Origin of the sequence: Staphylococcus petrasii (genome assembly GCF_002902565.1) — a bacterium.
GTDB lineage: Bacteria > Bacillota > Bacilli > Staphylococcales > Staphylococcaceae > Staphylococcus > Staphylococcus petrasii.
In genome coordinates, this window is sequence record NZ_PPRC01000021.1 from 24,884 (window position 1) to 44,304 (window position 19,421).

A 19,421-nucleotide genomic window follows, 5' to 3' on the forward strand; every position below is an offset into this window, starting at 1 on the left:
TTTAATATAATATAAATATCATTATACCTTAAATCGTTTCATTTTTATTTATTTTATTTCTCATTATAACAATCACTTCGACATATGATAAAATATATTGAAGAAAAAGGAGGCATATGCATGGAAGTTACATTTTTTGGAACGAGTGCGGGTTTACCGACTAAAGAAAGAAACACTCAATCCATCGCTTTAAATCTTGAGCCATATTCAAACGCGATTTGGCTTTTTGACGTTGGCGAAGGCACTCAACATCAAATCTTACATCATTCAATTAAGCTAGGTAAAGTCGATCACATATTTATCACGCATATGCACGGCGATCATATCTTTGGCTTACCTGGATTATTGACTAGTCGTTCCTTCCAAGGTGGAGAAGATAAGCCTCTTACTATCATTGGACCTAAAGGTATACGAGCTTATATAGAAACTTCACTTAAATTATCAGAGTCTCATTTAAATTATCCAACTACATTTATTGAGATTGATAATAATTTTACATATCATCACAAAGGTTTTTCGGTATCAGCTAAGTTATTAAATCACGGTATACCTTCTTATGGTTACCGTATTGAATCACCGACAACACCAGGGACAATTGATGTTCAAGCATTAAAAGCAATTGGCTTAGAACCAGGACCTAAATATCAAGAAGTTAAAATGTATGATACCTTTGAACATAATGGTCAAGTATTTAATTCTGATGATTTCAAAGGACCTGCAAAACCTGGCCCGGTTATTTCAATTTTTGGTGATACTAAGCCTTGTAAGAATGAAATGATAATTGCCCAAGATTCAGAAGTAATGATTCACGAAGCAACCTATATAGAAGGGGACAAAACGTTGGCTAACAATTATCATCATAGTCATATTGATGATGTTTTCACTCTAATCAAACAAGCTAATGTAAGCAGAAGTTTGATTACGCATTTAAGTAATCGTTATAACTATGAAGATATCGACAAAATTAAGTCTGAGTTAAAACAGTTAGAAGATACGCCAAACTTCGAATTTGTAAAAGACTTTGAAACTTATAAAATTTAAATATTGCATTTGAAACCCCTATCCAAATGATAAAAGTGGATAGGGGTTTTCAATGAGATTTTAGTATTAATTATCTTCGTTTTTAGAAAGTTCCATACTTCTTTCTACAGCAGCGTTTAAACAGTCTTCAAATATGCCTTTAATATCGTGTTGTGCTAATGCATCTAAACCTGCTTGCGTTGTACCACCTTTAGAGGTGATGTTTTTACGTAATTGTTCCATGCTTAAATCAGAACGCTCTATCATTTTACTTGTTCCAATAATTAAATTCTTGATAGATTCTTCAACTTGACCTTTTTCAAGACCTATTTCAGTTCCAGCTTTAACATATTGTTCAAATACATGATATAAGAAAGCAGGACCGCTTCCTGTAATAGCTGTCACTTGATGTAAGTGGTCTTCGTCAACCTCGATAACTGAACCGAATGCGTTTACTAATTCGATAACTTCATCTTTAGCTTTAGGTCCAAAGTTTCCTGAAAAGCTTATGCCTGTTACTGAATGTCCAACTTGCGCATTAGTGTTAGGCATAATACGTGCAATAGGATTGGTTACTTGAAGTTGTTCATGAATATAGTTAATTGGTAAACCAGCCATAATGGAAATAAATCGATTGTCATCCGTAATATGTGGTTGAATTCGTTTTGCGACTTCTTCAAAATCGTAAGGTTTAGTTCCTAAAAATACATAATCCGCATCTTTTAATAATGCTTCATCATCATAACTGTATTCCACACCTAACTCTTCAGCAAATTGCTTAAGTCTCTCTTCATTAGACTTATTAGTTAGATAAATATCATTTGAATTAAGCGTTTTAGAATCGATAATTCCTTTAAAAATCGCTTGTGCCATATTACCAGCACCATAAAATACTAATTTCATTAACAACATCACCCTCACAATTAATTTTATACCACCATAGTAACATATAAGAGGCACTTATTTTTAAGATTAAAAATTTAGTGCCTCTATACGCATGAGCTTCAGCTTAGGTGATCCTTTAAGTAGATTTTTAAGAATAAAAATTTAGTACTTTTCGCAAACATTAAACATCTTCTAAAATTCCGTTTCATTTATAAATAGGTAAAAATAAGTTACTATAATAACAAAGTTTAAAAAGGGGTTCGAAGAAATATGATTGGTCAGCATTATATTGTCACTGGAGGCACAAGTGGGCTAGGTTTAGAAATAGTGAAACAGTTATTAGAAAAAGGTGCATTTGTTACAGTAATAGCTCGAAATAAAGTAAAGTTTAATAATATTCATTTCGGTTCTCATCAATCTAAAGTTTCAATGATTCATTGTGACTTACAAGATAGGGAAGCCATCGCTAACATAGCCTCTAGCATCAATTTTCCAATTAATGGTCTGATTTACAGTTCAGGTTTAGGCTATTTTAAATCTGTTGCACATCATACTGCTAAAGAGATGATTGAAACTTACGATGTAAACTTGATTAGTTTCAATTTACTATACAATGTTTTGCGACCTTACTTTTCAAAAAATGCAACTATCGTAGGCATTTCAAGCCAAGCTGCTTTCGTTACACAAGCTCATGCTGCACATTATGGCGCTTCTAAAGCTGCACTTAATGGCATCTTAAATGCTCTACGTCTTGAAGAACCGCAATTACATTTTATGGCAGTAAATCCTGGCCCAATCAAAACGCCTTTCCATGAAAAGGCTGATCCAAGTTTGATATATGCCCAAAAATACGAATCAATCATGATTGACCCTCAACAATTAGCTAAAGATATCGTGGAAGGTATCATTAAGCGAAAAAAAGAAATTAACCAACCGAAATGGATGCACCACTTATTAAAAATTTACCAGTTAGCGCCTAGAACGCTTGAACAATGGTTATCTCCTTTATTTAAAAATAAAATTTAATGCAAAGGCGGGAATGACTATGATTTGTTGTGTGAATAAACATGTCAAATATGCTGTTGAAAACTTGCAAACTATTTCACCACAAACTTCTTTTCAACTTAAAGATTTATTGGGAAGTTCATACTATAATTCTTTAGATAGTAGTGAACAAGAATTTATTGAATTTAAATTCCATGAGTTGGTTTTAAGAGGGGAAATAATGAATGTATCAATAAAAGGTATGTCCAATGAAGGGATATATCACTATTTAAAACAATATTAATAAAAATCGGAATAGCACGTTAGTATATAACGTATTGCTACTCCGATTTTTTAATTTAATTTATTTTGTATTTAGATGTTGAGTATACTCTAAATTTTTCACGCGTTCACGTGCTGCTTTAATACGATCAAGACTTACTGTTTTTTTATAATTTTCAACATTGTCTTTCAATTGTTCTACAGAACTAGCACCGACTATGATTGAACCAAGTGCATCGTGAGAAGTTAAGTATTCAAAAGAAAGGGCACTTAAATTACTTTCGATTTCTTTGATTGAAGCAATTGTTTCGCCTAATTCATGATAATCATAATCAAAGATACCATCTTTAAACTTCTTATCTAACACATCGACGCTTTTTGAAGTTAGCAATCCTTTAAATACAGGACCACGTGCTAAAACTTTTACGTGATGCGCATGTATATCATTGAGTAATTTTTCCGGACGATTATCAATTAAATTAAACTGAGACATAATTGTTTCAATCTCACTGTGTTTTAAATAATAATCAATTACATTTGGACGAATTGAAGAAATACCATACGCTCTGATAATCCCTTCTTGTTTAAGCTCGTTAAATGCACTGAGTGTCTCATCTAGTGGGTCATCTATTGTTCCACCATGTAATTGGTATAAATCTAAATGATCTAAACCAAGGCGTTGTAAAGAGCCTTTTACGCTTTCTTTAATATATTTTTTCGAAGGATCCCAAGTCGTACCACCATCTTCAGTAGGACGGTTTCCCACTTTTGTACCAATTACTATGTCATCTCTATTTTGATATTTCTTCAACGCTTTTCCAACAATTTCTTCATTTACACCACGATCATAGATATCTGCAGTATCGAAATAAGTGATACCTTGTTCAATCGCAGTTTCAATAATTGGTTCAGCTTCTTGATAATTTGTACCTAAACTCATACATCCTAAACCTAATTCCGAAATTTCTATGCCGCTTTTTAATATATTCCTTTGCATGTCCAATCTCCTTTCGATACACTTTAGGTAACGCATTCATCTTATCAATTTATATAAAGAATTAAAAGGGACGTGAATATAATGGAATTTAATGAAAAAACATTTGATAGAACGGTAATTTACAATGGTAAAATTATTGATTTAGAAATTCATGATGTAGAACTACCAGATGGTAAAACATCTAAGAGGGAGATCGTTAATCATAATGGGGCAGTAGCTGTTTGTGCGATTACTCCTGAAAATGAAGTACTCTTAGTCAAACAATACCGTAAACCTGTTGAAAAACCATTACTTGAGATTCCGGCTGGCAAATTAGAAGAAGATGAAGAAAGAGAAGAAGCAGCTAAACGTGAATTGGAAGAAGAAACAGGCTATATTGCTAACGACTTAAACTTTATTACTCATATGTATGGATCACCTGGCTTCTCTAATGAAAAATTATCAATTTATTTCTCAGACAACCTAAGTGAAGGGGAAATGAACTTAGATGATGATGAATTTGTAGAGGTACACAAAGTACCAATTGATAAAATCAAAGATTTACTTGATAGCGATGAAATCGAGGACGCTAAAACAATCATTGGCCTACAGTATATATTATTAAATTATAATCATTCTAAATAACTACCGTTTTAAGCTTGCCTTTTATTGAGAATATTGTTAATTTAGTAAGTGAGATATTATCACTTTAAAATGATTATAATTATTAATAGAGGAGTGTCGCTCCCATGGAAGAACGATTAAACAGAGTAAAACAACAATTACAACAATCATCTTACAAATTAACACCTCAACGTGAGGCAACGGTTCGAGTTCTAATTGAAAATGAAAAAGACCATCTTAGTGCTGAAGATGTCTATTTAAAAGTTAAAGACAAAGCACCTGAAATTGGATTAGCTACTGTTTATAGAACACTAGAATTATTAGCTGAATTAAAAGTAGTAGATAAAATTAATTTCGGCGATGGGGTAGCACGCTTCGATTTGAGAAAAGAAGGCGCCAAACATTTTCATCATCACCTCGTATGTATGGAATGTGGTAAAGTAGATGAAATCCACGAAGACTTACTACCTCAAGTAGAAGAACGTGTTGAATCAGAATACAATTTTAGAATTTTAGACCATAGATTAACATTTCATGGCGTCTGTGCCGAATGCCAAGCTAAAGGGAAATAATTTAGTTAAATTGAACGAATTTTAGACGTCGGAGTGAAACAAGCACTTAGAATTTGTTTCACTCCATTTTTCTATATAAATGAAGGTGGAAATATGAATACGATTATTGAAGAATATTTGAAATTTATACAAATTGAAAAAGGTTTAAGCGAAAATACAATCGGTGCCTATAGAAGAGACTTAGCTAAATACGAAGCTTATATGAAAGAGCATAAAATAGCGCATATTGATTTTATTGACCGACAAGTGATTCAAGAATGTCTTGGTCATTTTATTGATGAAGGTGCATCATCAAAATCTATTGCTCGTTTTATCTCAACCATTCGCAGTTTTCACCAATTTGCATTACGTGAAAAATATGCAGCTAAAGATCCAACTGTATTGATTGAAACACCTAAATATGAGAAAAAACTGCCCGATGTATTGGAAGTAGAAGAAGTAGAGCAACTTCTTGAAACGCCTGATTTAAATAAAAATAACGGTTATCGCGATCGTACAATTTTAGAACTTTTATATGCCACAGGTATGCGTGTATCAGAATTAATAAATATAGAAATTGAAGATATTAATTTAATAATGGGATTTGTAAGAGTGTTTGGTAAAGGGAATAAAGAAAGAATTATACCTTTAGGTGATACAGTAATAGAATTTTTAGATACTTATTTAGAAAAAGTACGTCCTCAATTATTGAAAAAGACAATAACTAATGTATTATTTCTCAATATGCATGGTCGACCTTTGACACGCCAAGGTATCTGGAAAATGATTAAACAATATGGTTTAAAAGCTAACATTAATAAAACATTGACACCACACACACTTCGTCATTCATTTGCTACACATTTACTTGAAAATGGTGCTGATTTACGTGCAGTACAGGAGATGTTAGGTCATTCAGATATTTCAACAACTCAACTTTATACACATGTTTCTAAATCTCAAATACGTCAAATGTATAATCAGTTTCATCCAAGAGCATAATTATTGTTAATAATAAAGAAGTATAATGTATTTTATATTTCTTTATTTTTTTTATTTAAAATGGCTTGTTGTCTGGCAGCAATTACTTCACTGCGATCTCTGCGCAAGTGGTGATGTACGATGTAATCATCTTTAATTACAAATTCATTAAATTCATAATCTGGCATTTCAGTATAGATTTTATTTTCAAATTGCTTGTTAATAGGTAACTTTACAGGAGTAAATTGTTCGTGTTGTGTAATCTTTTCAATTTGAATGTTCAATAATGCTTCATATTTTTCTTCCTGTAAACCAACACTTGATTTATCCTTAGCATTTTGAAATGTAATTAATGCTTTTTTACAACTTTTTAATGCCCCAATATAATTCTCTCTTCTATAATGATACATAGCAGTAGCAAACAATATAAGGCTTACAATTGCTTCATTTTTAGAAAAATAAGGATTAGCTTTCCAAGCATCTTCTAAAATATCATGACATAAAAAATAATGTTGATGCTTATGAAATTGATAATAAAAATCGATTAATGCGTGTTCCATACTACTTCAACCTCAATTTAAATGTTTATGATATTCATGCTATAATACTTTAGTAAATTATGCACGATAGAGAATTAATATAAGGACGATAATTATGTATGAAGTTAAGTTAGATGCCTTTAATGGCCCTCTAGATTTATTATTACATTTAATACAAAAGTACGAAATTGATATTTACGATATACCAATGAAAGCTTTAACAGAACAGTATATGCAATATGTACATGCAATGAAACAATTAGAAATTAATGTAGCAAGTGAATATTTAGTTATGGCTTCAGAACTCTTAATGATTAAAAGTAAATTATTGTTACCTCAACATGACACAGTAGAAGAGTTAGAAGAGGACCCACGAGAAGACTTAGTGGGAAGATTAATTGAATATCAAAATTATAAAGAATATACAATGCTATTAAATGCTAAAAAAGAAGAACGTGAATTATACTTTACTAAACATCCTACCGATTTATCACATCTTGAAAAAGACACAACTTGGGATAGTAACCAAACGATAGATTTAACTGATTTAATTGTTGCTTATCAACGTGTAAAAAATAGAGTGGCTTTAAACACACCAAAGACAGTGGAAATTACAAAAGAATCTTTCACAATACAACAAGCCACTGAAAAAGTATCTCAACAATTACGTAGTAAAGCTTCATTAAACTTCTTTAGCTTATTTACATTTCATGAGCCTATTGAACATGTAGTGACACATTTTTTAGCTATTTTAGAAATGTCAAAAGCTGGTTTAATCAACATAGAGCAGTCTAAAAGTTTTGACGATATTAACATCATTAGAGGAGTGAATTTCAACATTGGATAATATAGGTATTTTAGAAGCATTATTATATACAGCAGGCGATGAAGGCCTTGAAGCTTCTCAGTTAGCTGAAATCCTGGATATCGATTTAAATACTTTATCCGATCTTATTGAGTCATATCATTCAGCAGGACTTGCTATCCAAAAATATGGAAATATTTATATTTTAACTTCAAAAAAAGAAGCTGCTTCTTATATAGAACAGTTGGTTGAACAAAAATCTAATATGAAACTTTCACAAGCTGCTATGGAAACTTTATCCATTATTGCTTATAATCAACCTTTAACTAGAAGTGATATAGAATTAATTAGAGGAATCAATTCAGATGGTGCTGTTCGTACACTTATCGCACGCGGGTTAATAGAAGCTAAAGATAATGAACAATCACGAAGCCATCTTTTAAATACGACTGATCTATTTTTAAATGTATTTGGACTTGAAAAAATTGAAGATTTACCAACTACTGAGGAAGATGAAGAAGAAATGGAAGATTTCTTCAGTAACCTTGTAAATCAAAAAGGAGACTCAAAATGAGCAAAGAATTAGAAAGATTACAAAAAAGAATTGCTAATAGTGGTTATACGTCACGCAGAAAAGCTGAAACTTTAATTGTTGATGGAAAAGTAAAAGTAAACGGCGAAGTGGTAACTGAACTTGGTACAAAAGTGAAATCATCAGATACAGTAGAGGTTGAAGGCATTAAAATTGAACAAGAAGATAAAATGTATATTTTATTTTATAAACCAACTCAAGTTATTACAAGCGTTTCAGATGATAGAGGACGTACAGTAGTTACTGATTACTTCGATGACTTAGAAACACGTATTTATCCAGTTGGGCGCTTAGATTATGACACATCTGGATTATTATTGTTAACAAATGATGGGGAATTCACTAATTTAATGACGCATCCGAGATATCATATTCAAAAAAAATATGTGGCTAAGTTAAAAGGTTATCTTATGCGTGAAGAAGTAAAAGCATTGGAGCACGGTATTGAACTTGAAGACGGCTTCACACAACCAGCGCAAGTTAAAGTCAAAAAACAAGATAAAGAGAAGAATACGACACTGGTAGAAATTACTATTAGTGAAGGACGTAATAGACAAGTAAGACGTATGTTCGAACATTTCGGTCATAAAGTGGATAAGTTAACTAGAATTGAATTCGGAAACTTAAATCTTAAAGGTTTAAACGCAGGTGAAGGTAGAGTTTTAACACCGCATGAAGTTAAAGTACTAAGACACATGGCTGAAAACGGAAAATAAAATATTTCTAATTCAAATATCAAATGAAATTAATTACGCAAAATTTCATTTGATATTTTTTTCACAATATGGATGGTAAAATAGAGAATTGAATAGGGCTATGTGCTATAATATAAAGAGTAAGAGCATGTGTAGGAGGTAGAGAGCAAAATGACGAATGAAATTTTAATTGTAGACGATGAAGATAGAATTAGAAGATTATTGAAACTCTATTTAGAAAGAGAATCGTTTACTATCCATGAAGCAAGTGATGGCAGAGAGGCTTATGATCTTGCTATGGAACATGACTATGCGTGCATTCTATTGGACTTGATGCTTCCAGAAATGGATGGAATTGAAATGGCATCTAAATTGCGTGAGCATAAAGATACACCTATTATTATGCTTACAGCTAAAGGAGAAGAAACGAATAGAGTTGAAGGCTTTGAATCAGGTGCAGATGATTATATCGTTAAACCATTTTCTCCAAGAGAAGTTGTATTAAGAGTTAAAGCATTATTGCGCAGAACTCAATCTTCTAAACCTGAACAAAGTGAACCTCACGCAAGAGATATTATCGAATTTAATCATTTAGTTATTGATAATGACGCTCATAGAGTGTTAGCCGATAACCAACAAGTTAATTTGACGCCTAAAGAATATGAATTGCTTATCTATTTAGCTAAAACACCTAATAAAGTATTTGATCGTGAACAACTTCTTAAAGAAGTTTGGCACTATGAATTTTATGGAGACTTAAGAACTGTTGATACACACGTAAAACGTTTAAGAGAAAAATTAAATCGCGTTTCTGCAGATGCTGCTCATATGATTCAAACCGTTTGGGGCGTTGGTTATAAATTTGAGGTTAAAACAAGTGACGAACCGACTAAATAGTGTAGTTATAAAACTGTGGTTAACTATAATTCTTATAGTGACGACAGTTTTAATTTTATTAAGTGCTGCTTTAATCACCTTTATACAATATTATTATACTCAACAAACGGAAAATGAAATCAGATCAGATGCTTCTAGAATAAGTCATTTGGTAGAGCATGCAGATAATAAAAAGTTAGCCATTGAACATAGTCAGCAACTCATCGATGGGTCTGGTGGCGTAATTATCATGGCTGATAAAAATATGAAATCAGAAACGACAAATACGCCATTAAAAAACAAAATGTTGAAAGAAATTCATAATGACAGTCATTTTAATCAAGTATTTACTCGAGGAGAGTCTGCTACTCAGAATGTAACAATTAATGACAATGGAAACTCTCGTTCTTATATATTATTAGGATATCCAATGCAACCTCAAGATCATAGTAATTCCAAATATAGTGGTGTGTTTATTTATCAGGATTTAAAATCAATTGAAGACACTAATAATGCAATCACCATTATTATTTTAATTACTGCCATTATTTTCTTGGCGACTTCAACTGTGTTTGCTTTCTTTTTATCAAATAAAATTACTAAACCATTACGACAATTGCGAACTCAAGCATTTAACGTATCAAAAGGGGATTATTCTCAAAAGACGACCGTCTCAACTAAAGACGAAATCGGAGAATTATCACGCACTTTTAATCACATGAGCTATGAGATTAGAGAACATATTGAAGCTATTTCAACTCAACGAAATATTCGTGATAGTTTAATCAATTCAATGGTAGAGGGCGTATTAGGCATTAATGACAATAGAGAAGTGATTTTATCTAATAAAATGGCAGATGACATTATCCCAACTATTGATAAAACGACCTACCATAAAATTGAGAAACAAATTGAAGTCACATTTACATCTAAAACTACTGAATTTCAAGAATATGAATTTAATGGTAAATTTTATGTATTTATTATGAGTTATATTCCTCGTATTCAACAGGATGGACGCAGTGGTATTGTAGTTATCATTAGAGATATGACAAATGAGCATAATCTAGATCAAATGAAAAAAGATTTCATTGCTAATGTATCTCATGAATTACGTACACCTATCTCCTTATTACAGGGTTACACTGAGTCTATTGTAGATGGTATCGTAACAGAACCTGATGAAATTAGAGATTCACTATCAATTGTATTAGATGAAACAAAACGATTGAATCGTCTTGTTAATGAATTACTCAATGTAGCTCGTATGGATGCTGAAGGTCTAACTGTTAATAAAGAAGTACAGCCTATTAAACCGTTGCTATCTAAAATGCAAATGAAATATAGACAACAAGCTCAAGATTTAGAAGTTGATATGGATTTACTTCCAACTGTGGATGAAGAACCATGGGAATATGATGCTGATCGTATTGATCAAGTACTGACTAATTTGATTGATAACGCTACGCGTTATACTAAACCAGGTGACAAAATCAGTATTACAACCTCAGAAGATGAAAATTATCAAATGCTATATGTAAATGATACCGGTAGTGGCATTGCCCCTGAACATCTTGATTTAGTGTTCGATAGATTCTATAAAGTTGAAGCATCAAGAACACGTGGCAAACAAGGCACTGGTTTAGGATTATTCATTTGTAAAATGATTATTGAAGAGCATGGGGGTGACATTTCAGTAGAAAGTACATTAGGTGAGGGCACAACCTTTATTATTAAATTACCTAAACCTGAATAATCATTAGTATTACCCGCTTAACCTTTATAAGTAAGTTAAAGGTTAAGTGGGTTTTTATTTTGAATTGAGCATGAGTATTGCACAAACTTTTTCCTTATTGTAATATTTAATTTAAATTAATAAATACGAAATTCATCTTCGGGGTAGGGTGAGAGTCCCGACCGGCAGTAAAATAAGCCTGCGACCCGCTTCATTGAAGTGGCTGATTCAGTGTAAATCTGAAGCCGACAGTATAGTCTGGATGGGAGAAGATGGAGGTTTTTTGTTGTGCAAAATTATCCTCCTATTCTATGCAAGATGAATGGAAGGAGAAAATTGAATATGCAACAAAATAAACGCCTCATTACTATAAGTATGTTAAGTGCAATTGCTTTTATATTAACATTTATAAAATTTCCATTGCCTTTTTTACCACCATACTTAACATTAGACTTTAGTGATGTGCCAACATTACTAGCTACGTTTACATTTGGCCCATTGGCAGGTGTCATAGTAGCTTTAGTAAAAAATATATTGAACTTTATTTTTAATATGGGAGATCCAGTAGGTCCCGTGGCTAACTTTTTAGCTGGTGTAAGTTTCTTATTATCTGCTTATTATGTTAGTAAGAAAAAGTATACTCATTCTAATCGTTCCTTAATCATAGGTTTAGCAGTAGGTACGATTGTTATGACAATTATTTTAAGTATTTTAAATTACTTCGTCTTATTACCTTTATACGGTATGATTTTCAACTTAGGCGATGTCTTTACAAATTTAAAAATTATCATTTTATCTGGAATTATTCCTTTTAACATCATTAAAGGAATTATCATTTCTATTATTTTTATACTTTTATATAAACGTTTGAAGAGAGTACTTCAATAGAATATAAATTTATCTACGATTTAAGCTGGCAACCATAGGGTGCCAGCTTTTTTCAATTTCGAAAATTATTTAGAGTGAAATAATTGCGAGATATAAATAAAACCGACAAAGCGTAAAACTTTGTCGGCTATCTATATATTATAGTGATATAATCAGATTAAATTTACTATTCAAATTTTAATGCATCGCCATCGAATGGTTCCTCTTCGATTTTAATTGAATCTGTTGGACAACCTTCAAGAGCGTCTTCCATATCTTCATATAATTCTTCTGGTACTTCTGCAGTACCTTGATTATCATCAAGGATTACGAAAGCAATACCTTCGTCGTCATAATCATAAATATCCGGTGCTGCTGCGCCACATGCACCACAAGCTATACAGGTATCCATATCAACGATTGTATACTTTGCCAATTTCTTCGCCTCCTTTGATAAAAATGCTACACTAGTATAACAAATGTTAATTCAGACATCGATTATTTTAATTTCCAATTTATAAGTTTCATAAAGTGAGGATTCACCTATGTACGATATCTTTTCATATGCGTATAAACACACATTTAATTATAAAACTAATAAAAGTATTTACAATATATTATACGGTAAAAAATCACATCAAACATTCTTTGATGCTTGTTCTCAACAACTTTTATCATTATATCACAGTTTTCCTAAATTAAAATATCCGTCTTTTGAGCGATATATTCAAAATAATGAAAGTAATCATATTCAACTTAAAATCCATCCGCGATATACATATGATAGTTTGATCAATACTTATAGTTGTATTCAATTATTAGTTCAATCAATCACTCAGTATCTTAATAATGAATTGAATTTTATTCCTATTTCTCAACAACTAAAAGTTCAACAACGTGTTAAACAAGTTTATTCAGATATTATGAAGCATGATTTAATTGAAGATTTCCAAGATGAATTATCGCAATTGTTTCATACTATTTATACTCAAAATGACAATCATTCTTATATCCATTATTATTTACAAGGTTATGATGAGCCTATGTACACGCGTCAACAAGTGAGTTTGATTGAAGATAAACCTGTAACTGATTTATTCACGTTAGAGCTAAATGATTTAGTTGAAGTTATGTATGCTCTTGAACAAAAAGAACAGTTTCCAATACTTTCTAAATTAATTATATTGCCTCCCTTATTGAATAAAACTGCATTATCCCATCAGCAATTGCTTCGAGGCATTACAATGGACGAAGCTGCAGTCATACAGAATGTGAAGGTTAATACTATAGAAGATCATGTTTTGGAATTATTTATTAAAGGATATTTTCATGAGTATACTGATTTCGTTGATGAAAGTTCAATTACTGATTTTGAAAAATTTTATGTTGATAATAGAGGTGAACGTTTAAAAATATATAAAAATCAATTCGAACATTTATCATATTTTCAAATCAAATTAATTATTGTAGGTATCGAAAGAGGTGATTTAAGTGTTGGAAGATAAACTAAAAGAATGGTTTGGGTATGATGATTTTAATCCTGGGCAACGTGAAATAATTGAAAGCATTCTTAATGGACAACATACGCTAGGCGTTCTGCCAACAGGTAGTGGTAAGAGCTTATGTTACCAATTTCCTACTTATATGAAACAACAGCCTACGCTTATCATTTCTCCCTTAATATCATTAATGGATGACCAAGTCATGCAACTGAAAGCGCAAGGGGAGAAGCATGTCAGTTATATTCATTCTGGTATGGAAGAACAAGAAAAAAAAGAGAATATTAACTTATTAAAGAAAAGTCGATTTATATTTTTAAGTCCAGAATTTTTATTACAATCAAATCATTTTGAACTTATCAATCAAATAAACTTTGGTTTAATTGTATTAGATGAAGCGCATTGCTTATCTGAATGGGGCTACGATTTCCGTCCACATTATGCATTAGTAGGACAGATTACACAATTTTTCAAATCTGCAACTATATTAGCGCTCACAGCGACAGCACCGCCACATCTACCAGAAGATTTAGAAACGATTTTAAATATTAAATTTAAAACTATTAAAACTACAATGAATCGAGATAATATTTCATTTTCTCATATCAACTTTGACAGTGATGATGATAAAATCAGTTGGTTACTTGATTTCTTAGAAACTTCAGGACCTACGATTATTTATGTTTCCTCCAAAAAAATGTGTTTCGAGTTGGCCAATCTCATCTATCAACGAGGTTATCTAACTGGAATTTATCATGGTGATTTGTCTTATCAAGAACGTCATACTGTGCAACAACAATTTATTGATAATTTTATCCCTGTCATTGTTGCAACAAGTGCTTTTGGTATGGGGGTTAATAAAAAGGATATTCGTACTGTGATACATTTTCACTTATCAACGAGTCCGTCAAATTATTTACAAGAAATCGGCCGAGCGGGAAGAGATGGTAAACAAAGCCAAGCCATCAGTCTTTTCCAACCAGATGACAGTTTTATTCTTGAAACGCTGTTATTTAACGATGCAATTTTAGTTGAAGATGTAGAAGCTTATGATTTAGGTGCCTTTTTACCTCCTAATAAACAAGAAATACTTGAAGTTTTGCATCAAAGATACTCAATTATGCAGCTTAAACATATATTTAAAACATCATTAATCCGTAAAAAATTGGGTTATCAACGTATGGTTGGCTACACAAGTCTCGATCAATGTCGAAGAAGTTATTTACTGGAGTTTTTTGGAGAAGTGCCCGATAAACCTACTCAATGCTGCGACATTGATACAAACATAGCACCACTTAGTTATTTTAATAGAAAAAAAGTAAAGAGAAAATTTAGTTATAATGAAAAACTTAAAAATTTATTCAAATATTAAGTGCTTTTCTTTACTATAATATTTTATACAGGATATAATTAAATCATCAAATGTTTTATAAAAAATGTTAAAAATGATACATATTTGTTACATTCAAGGGTATAAAGTATGTGACAATTAAATAATTGAAAAGAAAGGATGTTAGCCGTGTCTAAAAATAATTTTAGAGATGACTTCGAAAAAAATCGTCAGTCGATTGATTCAGACGATCAATTCGAACATACAAACCGCAACTCTGATGAAACTATCGATGAATTCGATAATCAATCAGATCAACAATTCCCACCAAGAAATGCTCAAAGACGTCAAAGAAGACGTAATCAAGCTACAAATCGTAGCAAGAAATTTGATGACCAACCAAATGATTACAACAACGAAGGTTCATTAGATGATCGCTATGATGAAGAATCTTTCGAGGATGTACATAATGATCACTTAGAGAATGAATCAGATTACTCAAACAGAAATAATCGTAAAAATGATAGACGTTCTAACAATTACGATGAATACGAAGACGATTTTGAAAATGATCGCTTAAATGATAATAATCGTCGTCATCGTGACTTCGATCAAGAAGAAGATGGTCATAGAAATCGTAGAGATGATAGAAGAGACCATCGTCGCGATGAAAATCTTGACCGCGACAACGATGACCGCTTAGTTAACGGTAAAGATGCTGCAATTGCTGGTGGCGCAGGTGCTGCTGGAGCTGCTGCAGGTCACAATAAAAATAAGAAGAAAAATCGTCAAAACAATCGTGTAGATTCTCGTGATAATAGAAATGATTATCGTGATGATAGAAACAATTTAGATAACGATAGAAATTCTCGTGTTCGTGAAAATGACAAATACGAAGACGACAAATTTGATGATAAAAATCGTGCACATGATGATCATAAAAAGCACAGCAAAGGCAAAAAAGCTGCTGTTGGCGCTGGTGCTGCTGGAGCTGCTGGGGCTGCAGGCGTAGCAGCTTCTAAAAATAAAAAACATCACTCTAAAGATAATGATTTAGAGCGTCGTAATACACGTGATGACCACCATCAGGATACACGTAATCACCGTGACGATTATCGTGATAATGATAGATACGATAATCACGATAGTTTCCAAGCTCACGATGGTAAGAAAAAACGTGGTTTAATGGGTATCTTATTACCATTACTTGCATTGTTATTAATCTTAGCTGCTTTAGCTATCTTTATTGGTATGTATTTAAACAACGACCATAAAGATAAAGATGGTACTAAACAAGAGAATACTACAGAACAAACTTCTAATAAATCAGACAAAAAAGATAATGATAAAGATAAAACTACTGAAGATAATAAAGCTGACAAATCAAGCGAAAAATCTACAGTAAACGACAATAAATCAGACGAAAACGCAACAACTGAAAATAGTTCTTCTGAAAATAGTGCATCTAAAGACAAAGATAATAGCGCTTCAACTGGCGCAGCAACTAATGATAATAATGGTGCAACTTCTTCAGAAAATAATTCAAATAATGCTTCTGATAATAACAGTAATAGCGATAATAACAATGGTAATTCACAGGCTACTCAAAATAATAGCCAAAATTCAAATGGTAATAACAATCAATCAAATAATTCTACTTCTGGTCAACAAACACATGTAGTATCTGGTAATGAAAACTTATACCGTATTGCTATTCAATATTATGGCCAAGGTACAGTAGAAAATGTTAATAAAATTAAACAAGCTAATGGTTTAACAAGTAACAATATCACTAATGGTGAAAAATTAGTTATTCCTCAATAAGCCATTTAAATTACTTTTAAATAAAGGCTGGGACATATATAATGTCTCAGTCTTTATTTACGTTTGACAGTAGCTGACTGATTTGAAAATGCGCTTTAATTAAGCTTTTCTCACATCTAGCCAACCTTACAAGGGTAAGACAATGAAATCATTTTAATTTCTGTTCTGCACCTTTCTTTTTTTATTGTTTAATTTATTATTTCACTATCGTATATCTGGAAAATATTTTTCTATTTAGAAAAATAGACTTAACTGCTATAATATATTGGTGATTAAAGGAGGCCAAAAACATGCAAAGCGTTGAAAGTATTATTATCGGTGGAGGCCCATGTGGTTTAAGCGCTGCAATTGAACAAAAGAAAAAAGGTATTGAAACACTTGTAATTGAGAAAGGGAATGTAGTGGATGCAATTTATAAATATCCAACACATCAAACATTCTTCTCTTCAAGTGATAAATTAAGCATTGGCGATATACCTTTTATCGTTGAAGAAAGTAAGCCACGTCGAAATCAAGCACTTGTATATTATAGAGAAGTAGTTAAACATCATAATTTAAGAGTTAATGCTTTCGAAGAAGTTTTAACTGTTAAAAAAATTGATAACAAATTTACAATTACTACTACTAAAGATGTCTACGAATGTAAATTTTTAACTGTTGCGACTGGATATTATGGCCAACACAATACGTTAGAAGTTAAAGGGGCAGATTTACCTAAAGTTCAACATTACTTCAAAGAAGCACATCCATATTTCAATCAACATGTTACAGTGATTGGTGGTAAAAACTCTGCAGTTGATGCCGCACTTGAATTAGAAAAAGCTGGCGCTAAAGTGACAGTACTTTATAGAGGCGATCGCTATTCAGCAGCTATTAAGCCATGGATTTTACCGAACTTCGAATCATTAGTAAATCATGAAAAGATTACAATGGAATTTAATGCCAACGTAAATGAAATTACTGAAGATAGTGTTATCTATGAAAAAAATGGTAAAACTATTGAAATTCCAAATGATCATGTATTTGCGATGATAGGCTATCATCCAGATTATGACTTTTTACGTTCTATTGGTATTGAAATTAATACAAACGAATTTGGTACAGCACCTGTTCATAACAAAGAAACGTTTGAAACAAATGTAGAGAATTGTTATATAGCAGGGGTTATCGCTGCCGGAAATGACAATAACTCTATTTTCATTGAAAATGGAAAATATCACGGCGGTATTATTACTCAAAGTATATTAAGTAAAAAACAAACACCTCTAGAAAGCTAAACAAGATGACGAAAGCGGAACAGAAATCTTCTAACAAAGTTAATTTCTGTTCCGCTTCTTTTTATCAAATTACTGTTCAAAATAAGTTTTTAGCATTTCTAAAGTCATATCATTACTTAAACCGACTAATAGTTTTAATCTTGCTTTAGGTCCATTTAAACCATTTGAAAAGATTAATCCTTTTTGCGCTAAGTAATATCCGCCACCTTCATAAGCATAAACGGGACTTACTATTCCATTAAATGAGCGCGATACAATAACGATAGGGATATTTTTATCCAAGCAAGCCTCGATGCCTTCTAAACAACTTGGTGGTAAATTTCCTTGTCCAAGTGCTTCAATAACAAGTCCGTCCACATTTTGCTCGGCGTAAAATTTTAAAACATCACTTTGCATACCCATATAGACTTTTAATAGTGGCACGTTCAGTTGCGTATTAATATACTTGAATGATTGTTGTTGATACGGACGACTATAAAAATGAATATTGTCCTTTGTGATAATTCCTAATGGTCCTTGATTTGGACTTTGGAATGTATTAATGTTCGATGTATGTGTTTTAGTAACATTTCTAGCCGTATGTATTTCATCATTAAAGACTACCATTACACCATTTTCAAAAGCTTCATCCGAAGAAGCTACTCTAATAGCAGAAATGAAATTATATAAACCATCCGCACCTATTTCATTTGAAGATCTCATTGCACCAGTAATAACAATCGGTTGTTTAATATCAATGAGTAAATCTAATAAATACGCTGTTTCTTCTAAAGTATCAGTGCCATGTGTAATGACAAAACCATCATATTTATTCTCTTCAGAAGACTGTAATATGAGGTTGCGTAGTTCAATAATATGTTGGATTGTAATATGTGGAGAAGGGATATTAAAAGGATGAATTTCATTTACATGAGCATATTCATTAATAATATCTTTATGTAAAGAGATGGGATTCACCTCATTAGTCACGACCTGACTAAATTGATTTTGGGACATGCTAATGGTCCCGCCTGTATGAATAACAAGAAGATGTTTCATTAAATTCCTCCTATTTTTAATTTACATATTTATGATAAAAT

21 protein-coding genes and 1 riboswitch are annotated in these 19,421 nt (G+C 31.9%); of the genes, 16 read left to right on the forward strand and 5 right to left on the reverse strand.

The genetic code is table 11. The annotated features are described in order from the left end of the window. The first annotated feature begins 120 nt into the window (after positions 1-120). The gene (rnz, locus tag CD127_RS04515) at positions 121-1,041 is read left to right on the forward strand and encodes a ribonuclease Z (protein ID WP_103365916.1); all 921 of its coding nucleotides are present in this window, start codon (positions 121-123) and stop codon (positions 1,039-1,041) included. Positions 1,042-1,107: 66 nt separating this feature from the next. Here the strand turns inward: rnz and proC are convergent, their stop codons facing one another. Beyond that, entirely contained in the window at positions 1,108-1,923 is an 816-nt protein-coding gene (proC, locus tag CD127_RS04520) for a pyrroline-5-carboxylate reductase (RefSeq protein WP_103365917.1), read from the reverse strand. A gap of 252 nt (positions 1,924-2,175) precedes the next feature. On the opposite strand from proC, the gene CD127_RS04525 reads away from it, so the two are divergent. Together CD127_RS04525 and CD127_RS04530 are read left to right on the forward strand one after the other, a co-directional pair. After that, positions 2,176-2,931 (forward strand): SDR family NAD(P)-dependent oxidoreductase, encoded by a 756-nt coding sequence (locus tag CD127_RS04525; protein WP_103365918.1) that lies wholly within the window; start codon positions 2,176-2,178, stop codon positions 2,929-2,931. Between the two features lie 19 nt (positions 2,932-2,950). After that, the gene (locus tag CD127_RS04530) at positions 2,951-3,193 is read left to right on the forward strand and encodes a DUF1413 domain-containing protein (RefSeq protein WP_103365919.1); all 243 of its coding nucleotides are present in this window, start codon (positions 2,951-2,953) and stop codon (positions 3,191-3,193) included. Between the two features lie 60 nt (positions 3,194-3,253). On the opposite strand, the gene CD127_RS04535 is transcribed toward CD127_RS04530, so the two are convergent. After that, complete coding sequence (locus CD127_RS04535) at positions 3,254-4,168, reverse strand: aldo/keto reductase (RefSeq protein WP_103365920.1); 915 nt, start codon at positions 4,166-4,168, stop codon at positions 3,254-3,256. Between the two features lie 81 nt (positions 4,169-4,249). Here CD127_RS04535 and CD127_RS04540 point away from each other — a divergent pair, with 81 nt between their 5' ends. The 3 genes from CD127_RS04540 to xerD all read left to right on the forward strand — a co-directional run bounded on the left by CD127_RS04540 (position 4,250) and on the right by xerD (position 6,324). After that, a complete protein-coding gene (locus tag CD127_RS04540; RefSeq protein ID WP_103365921.1) occupies positions 4,250-4,792 on the forward strand; it encodes an NUDIX domain-containing protein in 543 nt (180 codons plus the stop codon). Between the two features lie 104 nt (positions 4,793-4,896). Further along, positions 4,897-5,343: a ferric iron uptake transcriptional regulator gene (gene fur / locus CD127_RS04545; RefSeq protein WP_103297783.1), complete on the forward strand. Its 447-nt coding sequence runs from the start codon at positions 4,897-4,899 to the stop codon at positions 5,341-5,343. Between the two features lie 93 nt (positions 5,344-5,436). Beyond that, complete coding sequence (gene xerD, locus CD127_RS04550; RefSeq protein ID WP_103365922.1) at positions 5,437-6,324, forward strand: site-specific tyrosine recombinase XerD; 888 nt, start codon at positions 5,437-5,439, stop codon at positions 6,322-6,324. Positions 6,325-6,356: 32 nt separating this feature from the next. On the opposite strand, the gene CD127_RS04555 is transcribed toward xerD, so the two are convergent. Continuing rightward, the gene (locus tag CD127_RS04555; protein WP_103365923.1) at positions 6,357-6,863 is read right to left on the reverse strand and encodes a DUF309 domain-containing protein; all 507 of its coding nucleotides are present in this window, start codon (positions 6,861-6,863) and stop codon (positions 6,357-6,359) included. 94 nt (positions 6,864-6,957) lie between these two features. Between CD127_RS04555 and CD127_RS04560 the strand changes: the two genes are divergently transcribed. The 6 genes from CD127_RS04560 (at position 6,958) to CD127_RS04585 (ending at position 12,433) form a co-directional block, all read left to right on the forward strand. Then, positions 6,958-7,689 carry a segregation and condensation protein A gene (locus CD127_RS04560; protein WP_103365924.1) on the forward strand — a complete coding sequence of 244 codons (732 nt, stop codon included), beginning with the start codon at positions 6,958-6,960 and terminating at the stop codon, positions 7,687-7,689. After that, a complete protein-coding gene (gene scpB, locus CD127_RS04565) occupies positions 7,682-8,221 on the forward strand; it encodes an SMC-Scp complex subunit ScpB (protein WP_103365925.1) in 540 nt (179 codons plus the stop codon). The genes CD127_RS04560 and scpB overlap by 8 nt, the downstream gene beginning before the upstream one ends. Continuing rightward, positions 8,218-8,955, forward strand: a complete 738-nt coding sequence (locus tag CD127_RS04570; RefSeq protein WP_103365926.1) for a pseudouridine synthase — start codon at positions 8,218-8,220, stop codon at positions 8,953-8,955. The genes scpB and CD127_RS04570 overlap by 4 nt, the downstream gene beginning before the upstream one ends. A gap of 150 nt (positions 8,956-9,105) precedes the next feature. Next, the gene (locus CD127_RS04575) at positions 9,106-9,831 is read left to right on the forward strand and encodes a response regulator (RefSeq protein WP_103297789.1); all 726 of its coding nucleotides are present in this window, start codon (positions 9,106-9,108) and stop codon (positions 9,829-9,831) included. Then, entirely contained in the window at positions 9,812-11,566 is a 1,755-nt protein-coding gene (locus tag CD127_RS04580) for a sensor histidine kinase (RefSeq protein WP_103365927.1), read from the forward strand. Before CD127_RS04575 ends, CD127_RS04580 begins: the two co-directional genes overlap by 20 nt. A gap of 130 nt (positions 11,567-11,696) precedes the next feature. Next, a riboswitch (FMN riboswitch) is annotated at positions 11,697-11,823 on the forward strand. A gap of 64 nt (positions 11,824-11,887) precedes the next feature. Continuing rightward, the gene (locus CD127_RS04585) at positions 11,888-12,433 is read left to right on the forward strand and encodes an ECF transporter S component (RefSeq protein WP_103365928.1); all 546 of its coding nucleotides are present in this window, start codon (positions 11,888-11,890) and stop codon (positions 12,431-12,433) included. Positions 12,434-12,599: 166 nt separating this feature from the next. Here CD127_RS04585 and CD127_RS04590 read toward each other — a convergent pair whose 3' ends face one another. Further along, positions 12,600-12,848, reverse strand: coding sequence for a ferredoxin (locus CD127_RS04590; protein WP_002449743.1), 249 nt, complete (start codon positions 12,846-12,848; stop codon positions 12,600-12,602). A 109-nt stretch (positions 12,849-12,957) separates the two neighbouring features. Here CD127_RS04590 and CD127_RS04595 point away from each other — a divergent pair, with 109 nt between their 5' ends. The 4 genes from CD127_RS04595 (at position 12,958) to ypdA (ending at position 18,342) form a co-directional block, all read left to right on the forward strand. Next, positions 12,958-13,917 (forward strand): helix-turn-helix domain-containing protein, encoded by a 960-nt coding sequence (locus tag CD127_RS04595; RefSeq protein ID WP_103365929.1) that lies wholly within the window; start codon positions 12,958-12,960, stop codon positions 13,915-13,917. Beyond that, the gene (locus CD127_RS04600; protein ID WP_103365930.1) at positions 13,904-15,283 is read left to right on the forward strand and encodes a RecQ family ATP-dependent DNA helicase; all 1,380 of its coding nucleotides are present in this window, start codon (positions 13,904-13,906) and stop codon (positions 15,281-15,283) included. The genes CD127_RS04595 and CD127_RS04600 overlap by 14 nt, the downstream gene beginning before the upstream one ends. 138 nt (positions 15,284-15,421) lie before the next feature. After that, positions 15,422-17,065, forward strand: coding sequence for an elastin-binding protein EbpS (gene ebpS / locus CD127_RS04605; protein ID WP_221270241.1), 1,644 nt, complete (start codon positions 15,422-15,424; stop codon positions 17,063-17,065). 290 nt (positions 17,066-17,355) lie between these two features. After that, positions 17,356-18,342 (forward strand): bacillithiol disulfide reductase YpdA, encoded by a 987-nt coding sequence (gene ypdA / locus CD127_RS04610; RefSeq protein ID WP_103298226.1) that lies wholly within the window; start codon positions 17,356-17,358, stop codon positions 18,340-18,342. A 69-nt stretch (positions 18,343-18,411) separates the two neighbouring features. Here ypdA and CD127_RS04615 read toward each other — a convergent pair whose 3' ends face one another. After that, positions 18,412-19,380: an asparaginase gene (locus CD127_RS04615; RefSeq protein WP_103365932.1), complete on the reverse strand. Its 969-nt coding sequence runs from the start codon at positions 19,378-19,380 to the stop codon at positions 18,412-18,414. Positions 19,381-19,421: the final 41 nt, after the last annotated feature.